The sequence below is a fragment of the Ruegeria sp. AH3 genome, from assembly GCF_056536265.1.
Genome location: NZ_JBQFJL010000001.1, coordinates 350,710 through 369,318, shown reverse-complemented (window position 1 = coordinate 369,318; position 18,609 = coordinate 350,710). Strand labels below are relative to the sequence as shown.

General features: G+C 59.6%; 16 protein-coding genes. 8 read left to right on the top strand and 8 right to left on the bottom strand.

Annotated elements, in window-relative coordinates; all coding sequences use genetic code 11:
• Position 1 precedes the first annotated feature (1 nt).
• The 4 genes from ACR3EM_RS01785 to ACR3EM_RS01770 form a co-directional block, all read right to left on the bottom strand.
• Positions 2–940 (bottom strand): nickel/cobalt transporter, encoded by a 939-nt coding sequence (locus ACR3EM_RS01785; protein WP_480469106.1) that lies wholly within the window; start codon positions 938–940, stop codon positions 2–4.
• Positions 925–1,572 carry a DUF1007 family protein gene (locus ACR3EM_RS01780; RefSeq protein ID WP_480469105.1) on the bottom strand — a complete coding sequence of 216 codons (648 nt, stop codon included), beginning with the start codon at positions 1,570–1,572 and terminating at the stop codon, positions 925–927. Before ACR3EM_RS01780 ends, ACR3EM_RS01785 begins: the two co-directional genes overlap by 16 nt.
• Positions 1,573–1,642: 70 nt before the next feature.
• Positions 1,643–2,443, bottom strand: a complete 801-nt coding sequence (locus tag ACR3EM_RS01775) for a thioesterase family protein (protein ID WP_480469104.1) — start codon at positions 2,441–2,443, stop codon at positions 1,643–1,645.
• Positions 2,444–2,458: 15 nt separating this feature from the next.
• On the bottom strand, positions 2,459–3,694 hold the full coding sequence (locus ACR3EM_RS01770; protein ID WP_480469103.1) for an acyl-CoA dehydrogenase family protein: 1,236 nt from the start codon (positions 3,692–3,694) through the stop codon (positions 2,459–2,461).
• Positions 3,695–3,820: 126 nt separating this feature from the next.
• Here ACR3EM_RS01770 and ACR3EM_RS01765 point away from each other — a divergent pair, with 126 nt between their 5' ends.
• On the top strand, positions 3,821–4,756 hold the full coding sequence (locus tag ACR3EM_RS01765) for a 2-hydroxyacid dehydrogenase (RefSeq protein ID WP_480469102.1): 936 nt from the start codon (positions 3,821–3,823) through the stop codon (positions 4,754–4,756).
• A gap of 3 nt (positions 4,757–4,759) precedes the next feature.
• Here ACR3EM_RS01765 and ACR3EM_RS01760 read toward each other — a convergent pair whose 3' ends face one another.
• Entirely contained in the window at positions 4,760–5,116 is a 357-nt protein-coding gene (locus ACR3EM_RS01760; protein ID WP_480469101.1) for a hypothetical protein, read from the bottom strand.
• Between the two features lie 174 nt (positions 5,117–5,290).
• On the opposite strand from ACR3EM_RS01760, the gene ACR3EM_RS01755 reads away from it, so the two are divergent.
• From ACR3EM_RS01755 to ACR3EM_RS01745, 3 genes are all read left to right on the top strand, one after another.
• Positions 5,291–6,124: a bifunctional allantoicase/(S)-ureidoglycine aminohydrolase gene (locus tag ACR3EM_RS01755; RefSeq protein ID WP_480469100.1), complete on the top strand. Its 834-nt coding sequence runs from the start codon at positions 5,291–5,293 to the stop codon at positions 6,122–6,124.
• A gap of 101 nt (positions 6,125–6,225) precedes the next feature.
• Positions 6,226–6,549: a hypothetical protein gene (locus tag ACR3EM_RS01750; protein WP_480469099.1), complete on the top strand. Its 324-nt coding sequence runs from the start codon at positions 6,226–6,228 to the stop codon at positions 6,547–6,549.
• Positions 6,550–6,604: 55 nt separating this feature from the next.
• Positions 6,605–7,591, top strand: a complete 987-nt coding sequence (locus ACR3EM_RS01745) for a type I glyceraldehyde-3-phosphate dehydrogenase (protein WP_480469098.1) — start codon at positions 6,605–6,607, stop codon at positions 7,589–7,591.
• Between the two features lie 90 nt (positions 7,592–7,681).
• On the opposite strand, the gene ACR3EM_RS01740 is transcribed toward ACR3EM_RS01745, so the two are convergent.
• Both ACR3EM_RS01740 and puuE read right to left on the bottom strand, forming a co-directional pair.
• Entirely contained in the window at positions 7,682–8,167 is a 486-nt protein-coding gene (locus ACR3EM_RS01740; RefSeq protein ID WP_480469097.1) for an ureidoglycolate lyase, read from the bottom strand.
• On the bottom strand, positions 8,164–9,582 hold the full coding sequence (gene puuE / locus ACR3EM_RS01735; protein WP_480471879.1) for an allantoinase PuuE: 1,419 nt from the start codon (positions 9,580–9,582) through the stop codon (positions 8,164–8,166). The genes ACR3EM_RS01740 and puuE overlap by 4 nt, the downstream gene beginning before the upstream one ends.
• 166 nt (positions 9,583–9,748) lie before the next feature.
• Between puuE and uraH the strand changes: the two genes are divergently transcribed.
• Positions 9,749–10,105, top strand: a complete 357-nt coding sequence (gene uraH / locus ACR3EM_RS01730) for a hydroxyisourate hydrolase (RefSeq protein ID WP_480469096.1) — start codon at positions 9,749–9,751, stop codon at positions 10,103–10,105.
• 206 nt (positions 10,106–10,311) lie between these two features.
• Here the strand turns inward: uraH and ACR3EM_RS01725 are convergent, their stop codons facing one another.
• Positions 10,312–11,232, bottom strand: coding sequence for a LysR family transcriptional regulator (locus ACR3EM_RS01725; protein ID WP_480469095.1), 921 nt, complete (start codon positions 11,230–11,232; stop codon positions 10,312–10,314).
• 96 nt (positions 11,233–11,328) lie between these two features.
• Between ACR3EM_RS01725 and ACR3EM_RS01720 the strand changes: the two genes are divergently transcribed.
• From ACR3EM_RS01720 to ACR3EM_RS01710, 3 genes are all read left to right on the top strand, one after another.
• A complete protein-coding gene (locus ACR3EM_RS01720) occupies positions 11,329–12,552 on the top strand; it encodes a urate hydroxylase PuuD (protein ID WP_480469094.1) in 1,224 nt (407 codons plus the stop codon).
• A 134-nt stretch (positions 12,553–12,686) separates the two neighbouring features.
• Entirely contained in the window at positions 12,687–14,492 is a 1,806-nt protein-coding gene (locus tag ACR3EM_RS01715; protein WP_480469093.1) for an autotransporter assembly complex protein TamA, read from the top strand.
• Positions 14,492–18,574: a translocation/assembly module TamB domain-containing protein gene (locus ACR3EM_RS01710; protein ID WP_480469092.1), complete on the top strand. Its 4,083-nt coding sequence runs from the start codon at positions 14,492–14,494 to the stop codon at positions 18,572–18,574. Before ACR3EM_RS01715 ends, ACR3EM_RS01710 begins: the two co-directional genes overlap by 1 nt.
• Positions 18,575–18,609 lie beyond the last annotated feature (35 nt).

Genomic DNA, 18,609 nt, shown 5'->3' with positions numbered 1-18,609 from the left:
ATCACAAAGCGCGCATCAACAGCCCGCTTGCAATCACGGCGATGATAAGACCTGCCACCAGTTCGATGGTCGGGGCCAGCACCGACGCAAAGCGCGTGGACGAGGCTGAAGCCAACAATCCACCGCGCAACCCAAAGGACGTCCACCCGACCAGAGTCGTGACAGTTGCGGTGCCCAGCGCCATGGCGAATGCGCCTGCAATACCAACCATCGCGATACCCATTTGCCATGTCAGGATGAGCACAAACAACGCGCCTGTGCAGGGGCGTGCGGCGATGCCTGCGATCAGAACCAGCGCCTCGCGCAGGCTGCCGACCTGAGCGACCTCTTCGGCGGTCGGACCATGGCGGTGACCACAATCCGAACAGACCTCATGGTCGTGATGATGATGGTCAAGATCATGCGCATGGTGATCGTGGTCATGCATATGCGATGCTCGGTTTTTGTGACGCCGCGCGAAACTGCGAAGCGCGCGAAAGACCAGCCACAAGCCAATCACAGCAATCGCGCCATAGCTGATCGGGGCCATAACCTGTTCGGTGGTGCCGACCAGCGACTCGCGCGACATCTGGAATACCAGAACCCCTGCATAGACCAGCACAACGGCGGTAACCGCCTGCCCAAGGCTCGACAGGACGCTAATGGCAGACAGTCGCCAGAACGCCACGCGACGACCCAGCCCATAGCCTCCGATCAGGACCTTGCCGTGGCCCGGCCCGATGGCATGGAAGAACCCATAAGCAAAACAGACAGTCAGCAGCGTCGCGACAGCCTCGGGCTGTTCGGCACGCGCCGCGCGCAGGGCGCGGGCGATCTGGTTCTGGAATTCCCGCTGCTCTCCGGCGGCCCAGGCGGCGAGATGGTCAAAGCCGCCGCTGCCCCAGAACCACAGAAGCGCCCCGCAAGCGATGGCGACGGGAACGATCAGGTATTTGGACATGAAAGCCGGATCTCGGTTGCGAGTTTTTCGCCAACAAACGGGATATCATTTTCCTCAAGATCGTAATTTGTATCGAGCGTCAGCAAGAATGCCTGCATCTGCGCCAGCTCTGCATCTATATCCGGGTCGGTTCGCTCGACCTCGCAAGTCGTAGGGCCCGAGACCGTGACGGGACGGGTCATTTCATACGCGGTATAAAAGCTCTCATCGAAGGCTTTGATCGACAAGGCGTTTGCCGGAACCGGCCCACCTTCGACCGCGCGCAGATGGGTGGTGACGATGCGCGCATCCTCGGTCGTGGCCTGAGGCTCCAACGGACCAGAAAGCGGGACGTTTGTCTCACCTATACGAATGACCAGATCGCCATTGTACCCATCGACCCATTGCGCATCGAAACCCGACAACTGCTGTTCTTCTGCTTCGGTCAGGACGCCATCCGCATCCTGATCCAAACGGTATTCCTCGAGAACCAGTAGCGAGTAGAACTCATCATAGGCCCAAGTTACGCGCACATGGGTCAGATTGCCTGCGTCGTCCACAATGAATTCCAACCCCGTGTCGATGAAGACATGCGGGTGGGCCAAGGCCGGAATCGGCAGGCAGCAGGTCAGAGAGAGGGCAAGCCAACGCATGGCAAAAAGATAGGCCAGACGACAGGCATCGGCAATCCGATTGCGCGAAATCGTGCAGAAACCCGCCGCCTTAGCCTGGCGGGAACAGAACCAATGTCTGCAGCGCCGTCCCAACTGGTCCCTGCGTGTCAAACAGCACCGACTGCGACATGCCAATGCCAGAGGATTGCCAATGCGAGATCGACTCGGAGGCCAGCCAATCCGAAACCGGCTCTCGGTGAATTTGCACTGTCAGATCCGTGTTCATGAACCCCATCTCGGTCGTGGGCGCATTCCACGAGATACCATTGCCGCAATCAGCCAGCGGACAAAGGGCCTGAATAGGCGACGGCTCTTCTCCGTCCAGCAATGGGGGCGTGCGCATCCAGACCGTTTTGGGACCCGCCCCCTGATTGCCGCCTGCGGGATAGCCGATTTGGGAGTGATGGGCGAAGCCCGGCAGATCATGCCGCATTTCACCAATTGGGAACGGCCCGTCGACCATTTCCTCGACCCGCGGCGCGGGTAGGTCGACATCGGGCACTGACCCAAGGTCTTTGCGTATCATGTGCATCGTGGTGGCCGTGGCGCAAAGCGTGTCATCAAGGTCATGTACCGTAACCCGCGTGGTCGCCAGCGTCTTGGTATGGCGCGTGGTCTCGGCGGCAACCCTCAGGCCCGCCAAAGGCAGCGGACGCAGCAGATCGACTGTCAGCCGGGTCAGCATCTTGTCAGGGCCCACTTCGGTTTCTGCCGCCCGCACGATCAGACCACTGACAGGCCCCGCGTGGCAGTGATCCGCAGACCACGGCCCGCGCGCGGGATCATTGCCGACAAACACACCCTGCGCATTCTGATGGAAATACGCTTGCCCCAACACATCCAATGCCATCGTGGTTCTGTCGCCTCAGACTTTCTCTTGCGTGTATTTCTTCAATTCTGCGCGCGCGACCTGACGGCGATGCACTGCGTCTGGCCCATCCGCTAGACGCAGGGTACGCACATGAGTCCAGGCATTCGCCAACGGTGTATCCTGACTGATCCCCTGTGCGCCGAACATCTGCACGGCCTCGTCGATCACCTTCAACGCCACTTTAGGTGCCACAACCTTGATCTGACTGATCCATGGGGCCGCTGCACGCGCATCACCCTGATCCATGTACCACGCCGCCTTCAGACAGAGCAGACGCGCCATCTCGATCTCCATCCGGCATTCGGCAATGATGTCGTAGTTTGCGCCCAATTGCGCCAGCTTCTTTCCGAACGCCTCGCGCTGCAGCGCGCGCTTGCACATCTGTTCCAGCGCCGCCTCAGCCTGACCGATGGCGCGCATGCAATGATGAATACGGCCCGGCCCCAACCGGCCTTGGGCGATCTCGAATCCGCGCCCCTCACCCAGCAGTATGTTTTCAGCCGGCACCCGGACATTCGTGAACCGTATGTGCATATGCCCGTGGGGGGCGTCGTCGTGACCATAAACCTCCATCGGGCGCAGCACCTCGATCCCCGGAGCATCCGCTGGAACCACGATCATCGACTGGCGCTGATGCTTGGGCAGATCGTCTCCGCCCGTTTTGACCATCACGATATAGACCTTGCAGCGTGGATCACCTGCGCCAGAAGACCACCATTTCTCGCCATTTAGAACGTAGTCCTCCCCGTCCCGTACGCAGGACATCGAGATATTGGTGGCATCTGATGAGGCCACATCAGGCTCGGTCATCAGATAGGCAGACCGAATCTGCCCGTCGAGCAACGGCTTCAGCCACTGCTCTTTCATCGCGTCGGACCCGTAGCGTTCAAAAACCTCCATGTTCCCGGTGTCTGGGGCCGAGCAGTTGAACACTTCCGCGCCTAATGGAGTCTTGCCCATCTCCTCGGCAAAATAAGCGTATTCAACCGTGCTGAGGCCAAAACCCTTGTCGCTGTCGGTCAACCAGAAGTTCCACAGGCCCGCCGCCTTGGCCTTAGCCTTGAGCCCTTCGAGTATCTCAGACTGGCGCTCGGTATATTGCCAGCGATCACCTTTGTTGATCTCGGCTTGGTATTCTCCCTCCAGCGGCATGACCTCATCACGGATCATGTCGGCAACACGCTGCAGCAGGGCGCGGTTTTCCTCGCGCAGTCCGAATGTCATGGTCATGAAAAATCCTCCGTCCGGTGGCGCGCCGGCCTTTACCTTTGCCAAGAGGATGGCTTAGCTGCTGGGGCGCTGTCCAGTTGAGTGACGGCACGTCACTTGGACAAAATGAATGAAGGAGCGGCGCAAATGGCGTTGTTGGTGGATACAGGCCTTTCGGGCTGGCTGAGCAACGAAGAAATCGCGCGCGAAATCCAGAAGCACGATCCGGAGACAGATGTGCGCACCCCCGAAACCGTGGGGAACGTAGATGAGATCACGATGATCGCAGTCTCGGTCTTGAAAGCGGACCTCCCCCAACGGCTGTCCAATCTGAAACTGGTGCAAAAGCTCGGGGCGGGAGTTGAGACAATCGTCGGCCATCCCAGCCTGCCCGATCATGTCCGCGTGACGCGCCTGAAGCCCGACGCTCCGGCACAGGGTATCGCCGAGTGGTTTCTGGCCTATATTCTGCGTGCCCAGCGCCATATGGCGCAATACGAAGGCGCGCAAGCGCGCGCTGAATGGGCTCCGCAAGCTCCGATCTTTACGCCAGATACCGTGGTCGGCGTTTTGGGGCTGGGACATATCGGCGGACGAACCGCCGATATGCTGCGCGCCGTGGGGTTTCAGGTGATGGGGTGGAGCCGCTCACCCAAACAGTTCGAAGGTGTCAAATGCCTGCATGGCGATGACGCCCTGCCTGAACTGCTAGGCCAATGCGATCATGTCTGCGCCATTCTGCCGTCGACGCCCGCAACGGTGAATCTGTTCGACGCGCGTATGCTGGCCACTATGAAGCCCGGCAGTCACCTGTTGAACGCGGGTCGCGGAGATCTGATTGACGAGGCAGCGTTGATCAGCGCCTTAGATCAGGGCACGCCCGCCCACGCGGTTCTAGATGTCACACGACAAGAGCCGCTGCCCGCGGAAAGCCCTCTCTGGCAGCATCCGGGCGTGACGATTACACCTCACGTCTCGGGTTGGCATCTGGGCGATGCGCTGTCGGATGTGGCCGAGAATTTCCGCAGGCTGCAATCCGGCACGGCACTTCTGCACGAGGTCGACCGGCAGTTGGGTTACTGAAGCTTACGGCGCCAGCAACCAGTTGCCATCTGCGCTCTTGCACCGACGGGTTCTGATGTCGCGCGTATTGCCAGTGCCCTCGGGTTGGACAACATGCTGCAGAACCACGCAGTTGCCTTGTACGCTTTGAATGCGAACCGTCCCGTTTGAACCTGTGTCTTCGTTGACCCAAGCCCTCTCTGCTCCGACTGAAGGCGTGCCCGCGTTCAGCAACCCGTTCGATGTGGCGCTCACCACTTCGAAATCGGCGGGGCTCAACCCCATTTCGGCGATGATCCGTGAAATTGATTTGGCCTGCACGGCTCCGCCTGCGGCGAAGGCCAATGCGGCAGCCAATACAACAGAAATTCGGGCTTTCATGAGCGTCTCTCTGAGCTGAAATACATTTGCTCTCAAGGATATACCGCCAAGCGATCGCGGCCAAGCCCCAGCCTGCCACCTTCAAATTATCCCGAACAAACCTATCGCAAGGCAGCCGCTAGGATGCGTGCGGCATTCAGCAGATAGTGACGCAAGACGCAGCAGAGGCTTTCGATGACACATCCACAGTATTACGCGCCCACCGGCGGGCATCCAGGGCAAGAGCAACTTCTGACCGATCGCGCCATGTTTACTGATGCTTATGCGGTGATCCCCAAAGGCACTATGCGCGACATCGTCACCAGCTTTCTGCCATTTTGGGAAGGAACGCGCCTTTGGGTCCTGTCCCGCCCGCTCAGCGGGTTTGCCGAGACCTTCTCGCAATACATCATGGAAGTTCAGCCCAATGGCGGCAGCGATCAGCCCGAAACCGATCCGAACGCACAAGGGGTGATCTTTGTGGTTGAAGGGCGCGTGACACTGACGCTCGGCGGATCAACGCATGAACTGGATACCGGCGGCTACGCTTATATCCCGCCCGGCAGCGATTGGACGCTGCGCAACCTGTCCGAGACGGTTGCCCGCTTCCATTGGGTACGCAAAGCCTATCAGGCAGTGCCCGGCCTGCCCGCCCCTGACCCGATCATCACCAACGAGCGCGACATCGCACCTACACCGATGCCCGGAACCGAGGGGCGTTGGGCCACCACCCGCTTTGCCGACCCCGAAGACCTGCGCCACGACATGCATGTCAACATCGTCACCTTTGAGCCCGGCGGCGTGATTCCCTTTGCCGAAACCCACGTGATGGAACACGGGCTTTATGTGCTTGAAGGCAAGGCCGTGTATCGGTTGAATCAGGATTGGGTTGAGGTTGAGGCAGGCGATTACATGTGGCTGCGCGCCTTCTGCCCGCAAGCCTGTTACGCCGGTGGTCCGGGCCGGTTCCGCTATCTGCTCTATAAGGACGTAAACCGCCACATGCCGCTTTCGATGCCTGCCCGCTGATCCGCGATTGACCGCCTCATGGTCAAATTGCCGTACAGGGGTTCCCAGAATCGCTGGAATCTGATGAAATCACATGAGTTTTCAGCACTGGAGATAGTTCGATGTTACTGCGCGGAACGATGATTGCATTGGCGGCCACCCTTGGGCTTACGGCATTTAACGCGGCTCCGGTCGCGGCCAAGGAAGAAACCAAGTCCGTCTTCGTCATGAGCCGCACCTGGGCGGTTACGCAGGTCGCGGACGCGCCGGTGGTCTATCGCGCAACGCGCGACAACAACAATCTGAACCCGTTCGGCCCTCCGCCACGTTTGCGCACGATCCAGGCGATTGCCGCCATTCAGCAGGCAACGGGCTGTAAGGTTATTGTTTCCAGCATGTATCAGAACATCTCTGGCCAGTTCTTCTCGCAGGTCAGCTGCAGCTGAAAATTGGTACAATCCAATCATTGAGGTCGCATAATCGGCCTGCCATAGCTTGGCCATGAGAATAGCGATCAATGGATTCGGCCGCATTGGCCGCACGCTTCTGCGTCAGGTCCTCAGCCTGCCGCAGTATTCGGATATTGAGCTGGTGTTGATCAACGACATCGCGCCGATCGAGACCTGCGCTTATCTGTTTCAATACGACAGCACCTTCGGACCCTACCCCGGCTCCGTCACACATCAGGACGCCACGCTGATCGTCGATGGGCGCGCCATTCCCATGTCGCATAGCACCGATCTGGCGCGCGTAGATCTGTCCGGCGTAGACGTCATGCTGGATTGCACCGGCATCGCACGGACCTCTGATGTCGCCAGTCGAGGGCTGAGCGCGGGTGCTGGCAAAGTCCTGATTTCCGGCCCCTCTCCCGCCGCCGAAGTGACGGTGGTTCTGGGTGCGAACGAGGATCAGCTTGGTAACGCGCGAATCGTGTCCAATGCCTCGTGCACCACAAACGGCCTCGCACCGCTGGTCAAACTGCTTGATACGCTGGGCGGGCTGGTCTCGGCCCATATGACCACGATCCACTGCTATACCAACAGCCAGCCCATGGTCGATGCCCCGCGCGGCGACCTTGCGCGATCCCGCGCAGGCGCGCTGTCGATGGTCCCGACGACCTCCAGTGCCACACATCTGATCGATGTGGTCCTGCCCCATCTGGCCGGTCGCATCTCGGGTGCGGCGGTTCGGGTTCCCACTGCCAGCGTCTCGGCCGTTGACCTCGTGGCAACGCTCGAACGCGGCATGACCGCCAAGCAGTTCGACGACGCGCTGCGAGACGCGGTTGCTGCGACCGCTGTTCTTGGCTGGACAGATCATCCCCTCGTTTCATCCGACCTACGCGCGCGCGCCGAATCCCTGATCCTCGCAGGCCCCGAGACCCGTCAGATCGGAGACCATCAGATCCGCGTGTTCGGATGGTACGACAATGAATGGGGGTTCTCGGCGCGGATGCTGGATGTGGCCCGCCTGATGATCAGCGCCTGACCGCAGCGGGTGGGCTTGCCCGCGCGCTGCTTGGCCCAACCGGTCTTGGGGCATCTTCGATGCACCCCGACCGGGCGGGAGCATCCCGGCTCAGCCTTGGGCCACATCGTAAGGTGTCTCGAACCAGAACTCTTCCAGATTGTCGCCTTCACCGATCCGGTCCACCACCGCAAACAGGCCCGGACCATGCAGCGGCGTCAGCACACCATGCCAGATACCACGATGATAGTTCACCGCCTGCCCCGGTTGCGTGACAAAGGCCCGAGGACGCCCCGGTCGTCCGCCCGCATCCGGGGCGACAATCACCAGAAACGGTTGATGTGTCATTGGGACAAATGCCTGGCTGCCTTCTGGATGCCGTTCGACCATCTCAAGCCGATAGGGCAGAGCGCGCGGATTGGCATTGAACAAACTGAGGCCCGCGCGCCCCTCGGCAAACTCCAACGATGCCCGGTCATGATACCGCCCGCACTGCCCTTGATTGATGATCTTGTCCGGCTCCCCCGCGACTTCAATGAGGTCCCCAAAGGGTGCAAATTCCTCAACCGAGATCGGCTCAACCACGATGCGCGTCATGAGGGCAACAGGTCTTGCAGGCGGAATTCGGCGATACGTTCGACCTGACGGCAGGCTTCGGCAAACTCCGTGTCCCGATCCTGATCAATCCGCCGTTCAAAAGCCTGCAGGATCGAAGCCTTGTCATGATCCCGCACCGCAATGATGAACGGAAACCCAAACCTTTCGGTGTAGCGCTGGTTCAGTTCGGTAAAGCGCGCACGCTCGGCATCCGTCAACGCATCCAGCCCTGCCGAGGCCTGCTCGGATGTGCTTTCCTGTGTCAGCCGCTTGGCCTGCGCCAGCTTGCCTGCAAGATCCGGATGGGCGGTTAGCACGCCCAGGCGTTCCTCCTCAGAGGCTGAGCGAAACATCCGCACCAACGCATTGTGCAGCCCGCCAGCCGTATCATGTGCTGGTCCCAATTCCAGATCATAGGCCCGTTCGGCAATCCATGCCGAATGCTCAAAGATACCCCCATAAGCGGCTACAAACGCGGCGCGATCCATCTGCGATGGTTTGGGGTGCTGCGCGGGTGGATGCGTCTCGGCCCAGTGTTCAGCAATTTGCAGCCGCGTGGCGAACCAGACATCCGAGAAACCGCGCGCATAATCCAGAAAACGTTTCAGCGCCATGACCCGTCCGGGGCGTCCGATCAGGCGGCAGTGCAAACCAATCGAGAGCATCTTCGGCGCACCGGCCTCACCCTCTTCATAAAGCGCATCAAAGCTGTCCTTGAGATAGGAGTAGAACTGTTCGCCCGCGTTGAACCCTTGCGGCGTGGCAAAGCGCATGTCGTTGCAATCCAGCGTGTAGGGCACAATCAATTGATCACGCCCACCTGTCTGCATCCAGTACGGCAAATCATCGGCATAAGTGTCTGCCACATAGGCGAAGCCGCCTTCTTCCGCCACCAGACGGACCGTATTGTCGGAACAGCGCCCGGTGTACCAACCGCGCGGCCGTTCTCCGACCACTTCGGTGTGCAGACGGATGGCCTCAGCGATCTGTGCCCGCTCGTCGTCTTCGGGCATATCTTTATGATCGACCCATTTCAGCCCGTGGCTGGCGATCTCCCACCCGGCGGATTTCATTGCGGCGACCTGATCGGGCGAGCGCGCCAGAGCTGTCGCGACGCCATAAACGGTAATCGGTAGGTCCTGCAACAACCGATGCAACCGCCAGAACCCGGCGCGTGCGCCGTATTCATAGATCGATTCCATATTCCAGTGCCGCTGCCCCGGCCATTGCGCGGCACCGACAATCTCGGACAGAAAGGCCTCGGACGCGGCATCGCCGTGCAGCACACAATTCTCGCCGCCTTCTTCATAATTCAGCACAATCTGCACCGCCAACTTTGCGCCGCCCGGCCATTTGGCATCCGGCGGGGTGGCTCCGTGTCCGATCATGTCCCTTGGGTAACGAGGCGGCTGCATGGTCTCTTCCAGTTTCATTTTCTGTTCCCAACAGCCATAGCCCAGAAAGTCTGGCGGGATTATCAAATCAATCCGAACGCTGTTTCCGGTTCTTTCGGCATTTCCACTGTTTGGAACTTTGCGCCAGACTGTGGCAAACCGAAAGACAAATCATAGGAGAAGGCGAGTGGCAGGCTATCTGACGACCCATGTTCTTGATACGGCGCGCGGCTGTCCGGCTGAGGGACTGCGCATTACGCTCTATCGGATTTCCGGCGAAGAGCACCACAAACTCGCCGAGACAGAAACGAACGAGGACGGACGCACCAACAGCCCGATCCTGCCACAGGATGTGTTCGAAACCGGCACCTACGAGTTAATCTTCTTTGCCGGGGACTACTTGCGTGCAACCAGTCAGGATGGCGATGATCCGCTGTTTCTGGATCAGGTGCCAATCCGCTTCGGTATGTCCGACCCCGACGCACATTACCATGTGCCGCTGCTGTTATCGCCTTACGGCTACTCCACCTATCGCGGCAGCTAATCCCAAACACTCCCGCCCGTCGGACGCCCCCTTGCGGGGTCGCTTCCCGTTGGGCGAGGCAGCGCGCCATGCTGGCGCGCTGCGGCTTCGCACGTATCCGCACGTACACGCGCGCATTCAGAGCGCAACTGCGCCGCGGCTTTGCCGCGGCGCCCGGCCCAACGCTGTGCGGTGCCGGAACGGCACAAACAGGGGCGGGAGCATTCCTAGGATGAATATTCCGCAGTACGGACCACCTTGCCGATCCGCTCGATCATGAAGTCCATAAAAAGGCGGGCCTTGGGGTCTTGATGGCGCCGATGGGTATAAAGGCACGCCATCTGAACTGAGACTGGCGGCGTCTCGGCAGCCACTGGCACCAGACTACCCGCTTTCAGGTGGTCTGATACTTCAAACACTGGTTTCATGGCGATGCCCTGTCCAGACAGCGCCCAATCAGTCAGGACGTCTCCGTCATCGCATTCAAAACGCCCGGACACTGCAAACCGCTTCGGACCGTCAGGCGTTTCCAGCATCCACTGAAATTCTGTCGCGCCGGGAAAGCGAAGATTCAGGCATTCATGCTTATCTGCGATCAAATCGGCACCGGTCGCTGGCATGCCTCGTCGTGCAACATATTCGGGGGCCGCGCAGAGCACGCGCTGGCAATCGGCGATCTTACGAATGCGCAAGGTGCTATCCTCGGGCTGACCAATGAAAAAAGCCAGATCCAGCCCCTCGGTCGTCAGATCAACCGATCGGTCCGTCAATCGCAAGCGGACATCGATCTCCGGGTATTCCGACAGAAAATCAGGCACATAGGGTGCCAACAACCGTCGCCCTACACCCAAAGGCGCGGCAACGAACAGCGAACCGCGTGGCGCTTCGGTCAGATGGGTAACCTGCGCCTCGGCCTCGTCCACCGCATCCAGCACCGCCACGGCACCGGGGTAAAAAGCCTTGCCCTGCTCGGTCGGAGACAGGTTGCGCGTGGTGCGTTGAAACAGGCGCACCCCGAGATGATCTTCCAACTGAGAAATTCGCGCCGAAGTCACAGCTGGCGAAATCCGCAGGTCACGCCCGGCGGCAGACATGCTACCCAGATCGTAAACTCTGACGAAGGTGCGAATATTGTCGAGATAGGACATCTTATCGTTTTTTTTGATACAGTTTGACAATATACGGGAATACCGAAGAAAAGCCCGTTTGCCTAGTGTGGCGGTAACTTATCGGAGACCTAATCGATGTACGACTTAGCCGTTTTCTGGGATTGGATGGGTTTTGGTGTGCGCTGGCTGCATGTCATCACCGCCATCGCCTGGATCGGATCGTCCTTTTACTTCATTGCGCTGGACCTTGGCCTGAACCGCAACATCCCCAGCCCGGCGGATGGCGAAGAATGGCAGGTACATGGCGGTGGCTTCTATCACATCCAGAAGTACCTGGTGGCCCCGGAACGGATGCCAGAGCATCTGACGTGGTTCAAATGGGAAAGCTATGCGACCTGGCTCAGCGGTGCGGCGCTGTTGATGATCGTCTATTGGGTGGGTGGAGAGCTCTATCTGATCGACGCCCAAAAGGCCGATCTGGCGTTGTGGCAAGGTATTCTGATCTCGGCTGCGTCACTGACAATTGGTTGGCTGGTCTACGATTTCCTTTGCAAATCCGGGCTGGGTGAGCGACCGACGCTGCTGATGGTTCTGCTGTTCGTCCTGCTGGTTGCCATGGGCTGGGGGTATAACCAGATTTTCACCGGCCGCGCGATGATGCTGCATCTGGGCGCGTTCACTGCGACGATCATGACCGCCAACGTGTTCTTCATCATCATGCCAAACCAGCGCATCGTGGTGGATGATCTCAAGAACGGCCGCACGCCGGATCCGAAATACGGTAAGATCGCCAAACTGCGTTCGACCCATAACAACTATCTGACCCTGCCAGTCGTGTTCCTGATGCTGTCGAACCATTATCCGCTGGCCTTTGCGACGGAATATAACTGGATCATCGCTGCGCTGGTTTTCCTGATGGGGGTCACCATCCGGCATTACTTCAACACCCGCCACGCCCGCGCCGGGAATCCCACTTGGACCTGGGCAGTCACCGCGCTGCTGTTCATCGCCATCATGTGGCTGTCGACCGCGACGATGCACCAAACTCTGGAAGAGGCCGAGGCCGCAACGCTCACACCCTATGAACAGAAATTTGCTGCTGCGGACGGGTTTGAAGAGGCGCATGACGTTGTGCTGGGCCGCTGCTCGATGTGCCACGCGCGCGAACCGGTTTGGGAAGGCATCCTATGGGCCCCGAAAGGCGTTCTGCTGGAAACCGAGGCGGACATTGCCAGAAATGCACAGCAGATCTATCTGCAATCGGGCGTGACCCATGCCATGCCTCCGGCCAATGTGACCTATATGGAACCCGAGGACCGCGAAGCGATCATTCGCTGGTTCCGCAACGCCGATCTATAAGCCATTAATCCTGTGGTTCTGGCGTTTAGTGCTTCCCCTGCGCGCCTTCAGATGCTCTAACAAGAACTCAACAAGCCGCGGTAATGTATTTCGCGGCCGTAGTGATTTCGACTTGGGGCAGTTGGAGCCATAGAATGACAGGGAGCAGACCGCGCAGCGCTCTGAAAAGCTGGTTTTTTGGTACGCTTGTAGCCCTGTCCCCCACCCTTGCTTCTGCGCTGGAAACAACGCTGTCCGCACCGGGCGCATCAAAAGCTCTTGTTGAACGACTGGAGGAGACGTCTTCGGTCTTCAACGCAGACTCACGAGATCTGGATACCTCGCTTGAGATTCTATCGGCGGCACTATCGGATTATCGCACCATCGTGCAGATCATGTATGACGAAGGATATTTCAGTCCCGTGGTCAGCATCAAACTGGACGGGCAAGAAGCAACCAAGATCAACTCGCTGAACGTGCCGGCGCAATTTGGCCGCGCCACGATATCCGTTCAATCTGGACCGAAATTCAAGTTCGGCACAGCGGTCGTGCAACCTCTGGCCCCCGAAACGGTTCTGCCCGAGGATTTTTCGACCGGCAAACTGGCAACGACCGGCGCTATTCAGCAGGCGGCCTCGGCCGGGGTTCAAGGCTGGCGAGATGCAGGCCATGCCAAAGCAGAAGTTGCAGATCAGAAAGTGATTGCCCGTCATGCGCAGGCCCGGCTGGATGCAACAATTGATCTGAATCCGGGGCGGCGTCTGACATTCGGCAAGATGATCATTCAGGGCGATACGCGAGTCCGGCACAAATCGATCAGAGATATCGCCGGTTTCCCATCGGGTGAGGTGTATTCTCCACAACAGGTACAAAAGGTGGGGACCCGGCTGCGCCGCACAGGCACGTTCAGCACTGTGTCGATACAGGAACGCGAGACACCAAACCCCGATGGCACCCTGGATTTCGATGCCACATTCGAAGACCTGCCGCCGCGCCGGTTGACATTCGGGGCTGAGATTGCCTCGCGCGATGGGGTCGATGTGACAGCCACATGGACCCATCGCAACGTGTTTCGCCGGGCCGAGCGTCTGCGGTTCGAGGCCGCCATCCGCAATATCGGCGGGGCCGAGGATATCGACGGACGTATTGGCCTGCGTCTGGATCAGCCCGACCGGCTGGGCCCCGACGACAATACCTTCTGGAGCGCACTGCTGGAGCGTCGCAATACTGAGAATTACAACGTCTCGGTCGCTTCGCTTGCCTATGGTGCGCGACGCACGTTCTCGGACCGGCTCTATGCCGAAGCATCAGCTGGCTTCCAGTGGTCGGATGCGGATGACGCCTATGGGGATGGGCGAAAGTTCAGGTATTTCATCATTCCGTTCCGATCGGAATGGGATGAACGCGACAGCAAGGTCAGCGCCACGCGCGGCTATTATCTGGATTCGCAGATCATGCCATTTGTCGGCTTTTCGGGCTCGGACTCAGGCCTGCGAATGTTCTTTGACGGGCGCGCCTATAATGATCTGGGCACAGGTGGGCGATTGGTGCTGGCGGGACGTGTCCAGCTGGGCTCGGTCCTGGGGCCGCCTGCCGATGGCGTGACCCCGGACTTCCTGTTCTTCTCGGGTGGTGCGGGCACCGTACGCGGGCAGCCGTTTGAAAGCCTCGGCATCCCCATCGGCGACGAAGTCGCAGGCGGCAGATCCTTTCTGGGTCTGTCTGCCGAAGTACGGGGACGCGTGACCGACGCCATCTCTCTGGTCGGATTTTATGACTATGGCGTTGTCGACACCTCATCCTTCGTGGGTAACGGGTCACAGGAACACTCTGGCGCGGGGATTGGCATCCGCTATGATCTGGGTGGTTTTGGCCCCCTGCGTTTTGACCTTGCAGTACCGGTTCAGGGCGATACCGGCAGCGGGCTGCAATTCTACCTTGGGATCGGACAGGCCTTTTGATGCGTCGCGTGACATATCCCCTGCTGCTCTGCTCGGTGGCCTTCACCGCACCTGTCCCTGTGGCCGCGCAGGACGAAGGTGGCAGCATGATCGAACGCTTCCTACAGGATACCCTGTCCGGCGACGATCAGAATGTCCGCGTGATCGGGTTGCAAGGCGCGCTGAGTTCGCGCGCGACCATCCAGGAGATCACAGTTGCCGATGATCAAGGCGTCTGGCTGACCATCAAAAATGCCGAGTTGGACTGGAACCGGCTGGGGCTGCTGCGGGGCCGTTTTTCAGTCAATGCGCTGACAGCGCAAGAGATTGACATCGCGCGCGCGCCCGGAACGACAACCAAGGATGCGCCCCCTCCCTCTGCCGAAACACAGCCGTTCCAATTGCCCGAACTGCCCGTCTCGATAGAGATCGGAGAGCTTCGTATCGATGATCTGTCGCTGGGTGAACCCCTGATCGGTGTTGCCGCCGAATTGCAGGTCAATGGGAACCTTTCGCTGGCCGATGGTGCGCTGGATACCACGCTCGACATCGACCGGCTGGACCGAGCAGGTGACACTATCGATCTGACTGCCGGGTTCGACAACTCAAGCCGCCAGATAGACCTTGACCTGACCGTTGCCGAGGCATCGGGCGGGTTGATTGCCACCGCGCTAGGAGTTCCCGACACGCCGCCAATCGAGTTGACCGCGAAAGGGTCAGGCCCTGTCAGTGACTTCACCGCTGATATCGGTCTCAGCAGCGATCAGCAGTTGCGGGTCACCGGACAGGTTCGGCTGCGTAGCGCTGTCGAGGGCGGCACGGCGGCGGACGGCATCGCCTTCACTGCCGATCTGGGCGGCGATCTGACCCCGTTTCTGGCCGAAGAGATGGACACATTCTTTGGCACCGATACCAAGCTGTTCGTGGATGGGCGGACACATCCGGACGGCGCGCTGGATATCTCGGATATCGAAATCACGTCGCAGGCACTGGAATTGAAAAGCCAGCTCAGCCTTGGGGCAGGAGGCACACTGGAACTGGCCGCGTTGCAAGGCCGGATAACGCCGCCGGAAGGAGACAGTGTCGTGCTGCCGATCAGTGGTGGCGACACCTCAATCGGAGCGGCACAGATCTCGGCCCTGTTTAACGCCGAGAACGGCAACCTCTGGGATTTGAGCCTGACCACGAACGCGGTCACAACGCCTAATCTGAAACTGGACGATGCTCGGATCTCTGGCCAAGGCACGCTGGATCAGACCGACGGGCTGTCGATCGAGGGCGATCTACAGGCGGCCCTGAACGGTATCGACCTCGCCGATCCGGCGCTCAACAAAGCCGTTGGGGATCAGGTCACACTGGACGGACAATTTGACTACGGCAGCGATCAGTCCCTGCAGCTTTCCGAGTTCGAGCTGGTAGGCAGCGACTATACGCTCGGCGCGGATGCGTTGATCAGTGGGCTTGCAACGGGATTGCAGGTCGACGGCGCTGCAACGCTAAAGGCCACCGATCTGTCACGGTTTTCCGATCTGGCACAGCTTCAGCTGGGTGGCGAGGCTTCGGTTCGGGTGCAGGGCAAGGGTTCACCGCTCGAACGCAGCTTTGACGGCACGGTGGTCGTCAACGGACGTGACCTGTCGACAGGTCGTGATGATATCGATCCGGTGATCACGGGCGAGACCGAGATCACACTGGATGCCAAACGTGGGTCCGATGGCGTCACCATCCGAGCGTTCAGCATCGACGGCGACGCACTGACCGCTCAGGCTAGCGGCACTGTCACAACACCTGATGGCAATGTCACTATCGACGGTCAGGCTAGCGTAAATGCGCCTGATCTTTCGGTCTTCTCTGGTCTGGCCAAACGCGAATTGGCCGGAACTGTTCAGGCACGGCTGGACGGCAAAGGTACCGTTCAGACGCTTGAGTTTGACGGCCAGGCCAGCGTGATCGGCACCGATATCCAGACCGGGATGAGCGATATCGATCCCTTGCTAACGGGCCGCATCACGATCAGCTTCGATGGTGCGCGTTCGGGGGACCAGATCGTCATTCGCGATGCCACAGTGAACGGCAAAGCTCTGACAGCGCAGGTCTCAGCAACGATTGACGACCCCACGGGAGACTTCGCTGTAGATGGCTCAGCCAAGGTAGATGTGCCTGATCTGTCACTGTTTTCCGGCCTCGCGGGGCGTGAATTGGCTGGATCGGTCAATGCCGACCTCTCGGGAAAGGGTGCTCAAGGATCCAGGACCTTCGACGTGAAAGGCAACGTAACGGCCGATGACATCGGCACCGGGATGGATGTGGTTGACAACCTTGTTCAGGGTCGGACCACGCTCAACGTGGATGCCGTGAATGACGATCAAGGGCTGAACATTCGCACCTTCCGCCTGAATGGCACAGCGCTGACCGCAAACGCCTCGGGTCAACTGGATCGCTCGGCTGGCGGCTTGACCTTTTCAGCAGCGCTGGACGATATGGCCCGTCTCTCGCCCACCCTGTCGGGTCCGTTGCGGTTAGAAGGTAATGTTGCCCCCACGGCGTCTGGGCTGGAAGGGACCGCGCGGCTTTTGGGGCCAGAGAGTTCATATGCCAGCCTGTCGGGAGATTTCGATACCAATGGCTCGGCCGATCTGGATTTTGATGCCCGACTCAATCGGATTGAACGGTTTGCACCGGATTTCCCCGGCACCATCTCTGCGACGGGCAAGGCCCAACGCGATGCGGGCAAATGGGTTATCGATGCCAGGGCAGAAGGTCCGGCACAGATCAACAGCACGGTCACCGGCACGTTTGATGAAACCAGCGGTACCGCCGATCTGAAAATGCGGGGCGGCGTCAATATTGGCATCGCCAATACCTTTATCACCCCGAACAGTTTGCAGGGCACTGCGCAATTCGACCTCGCCCTGAACGGAGCGCCATCGCTTGGCGCGCTCAGTGGAACGATCTCAACCTCGGGCACATCAATGGCGCTGCCGGAAGTCGGTCAGACAATCACCGGTATCAGCGGCGCAGTCACGCTCGGGCAGAGCCGTGCCACAATCGACCTGCAAGGCGGCGTGCGCGCCGGAGGCGGCTTTACAGTCAGAGGCCCGGTCGATCTGACGCCACCGTTCAACGCACAGATCACCACGGCAATCAACAATCTGGTTCTAACTGACAAGTTGCTGTTCGAAACTACGCTGAACGGCCAGATTGCGATGACAGGGGCATTGGCGGGCAACAGCTCGGTCGCCGGACAGATCAATTTCGGCGAGACAAACATCAACCTTGCCGCAGCGTCCGGCGCGGTTGGTGCCGCCCCGATCCCATCAATCGAACATCTCAACGAAAGCCAGGCTAGCTTCGTTACCCGAGAGCGCGCCAATCTGGTAGAACGCGAGGACGCTGAAAAGAGCAACTCTCGCATCGCGCTGGATATCGCTCTGCTCGCCCCGAAGGCGGTCTTTGTGCGGGGCCGTGGCGTTAACGCGGAACTGGGCGGACGCATTCAGATCGGCGGCACGACGACAGCGGTCGTTCCCTCCGGTCAGATCGAACTGATCCGGGGCAACATCGACATATTGGGCCGCCGTCTGGCATTAACCAAGGGTGTGGTCACGCTGCAGGGTGACCTGACGCCCTATATCGAATTCGAATCCTCAACCAGCACATCCGATGGCACCGCGACCATCGAGATTGAAGGTCCGTTGGATGCACCGGAAATCGATGTATTCTCGGACCCTGAACGCCCCACTGAAGAGGCATTGGCGATGCTGCTGTTCGGCAACCGTTTCTCAGAGCTTTCGCCGTTCGTGATTGCGCAGATGGCGGCCTCGCTGGCACAACTCAGCGGCGCGGGCGGGGATGCCACCAAAGGCGTGCGCGATGCAACCGGGGTAGATACGATCGATATTGGCGCGACCGAAGGCGGCGCAGGCCGTCTGGGCGCCGGTGCCTATCTCAGCGATAACCTTTATACCGATTTCACCGTCAACACTGAGGGCGATACCGAAGTGAATCTGAATCTGGATGTCACCGACAGCTTCACGGTTCGGGGCACAGTAGACGGGCGTGGCGAGACCGGACTGGGTATCTTTTTCGAGCGCGACTACTAGGGCAAAAAAAGGGGCTGCCCTATGGGCAACCCCCT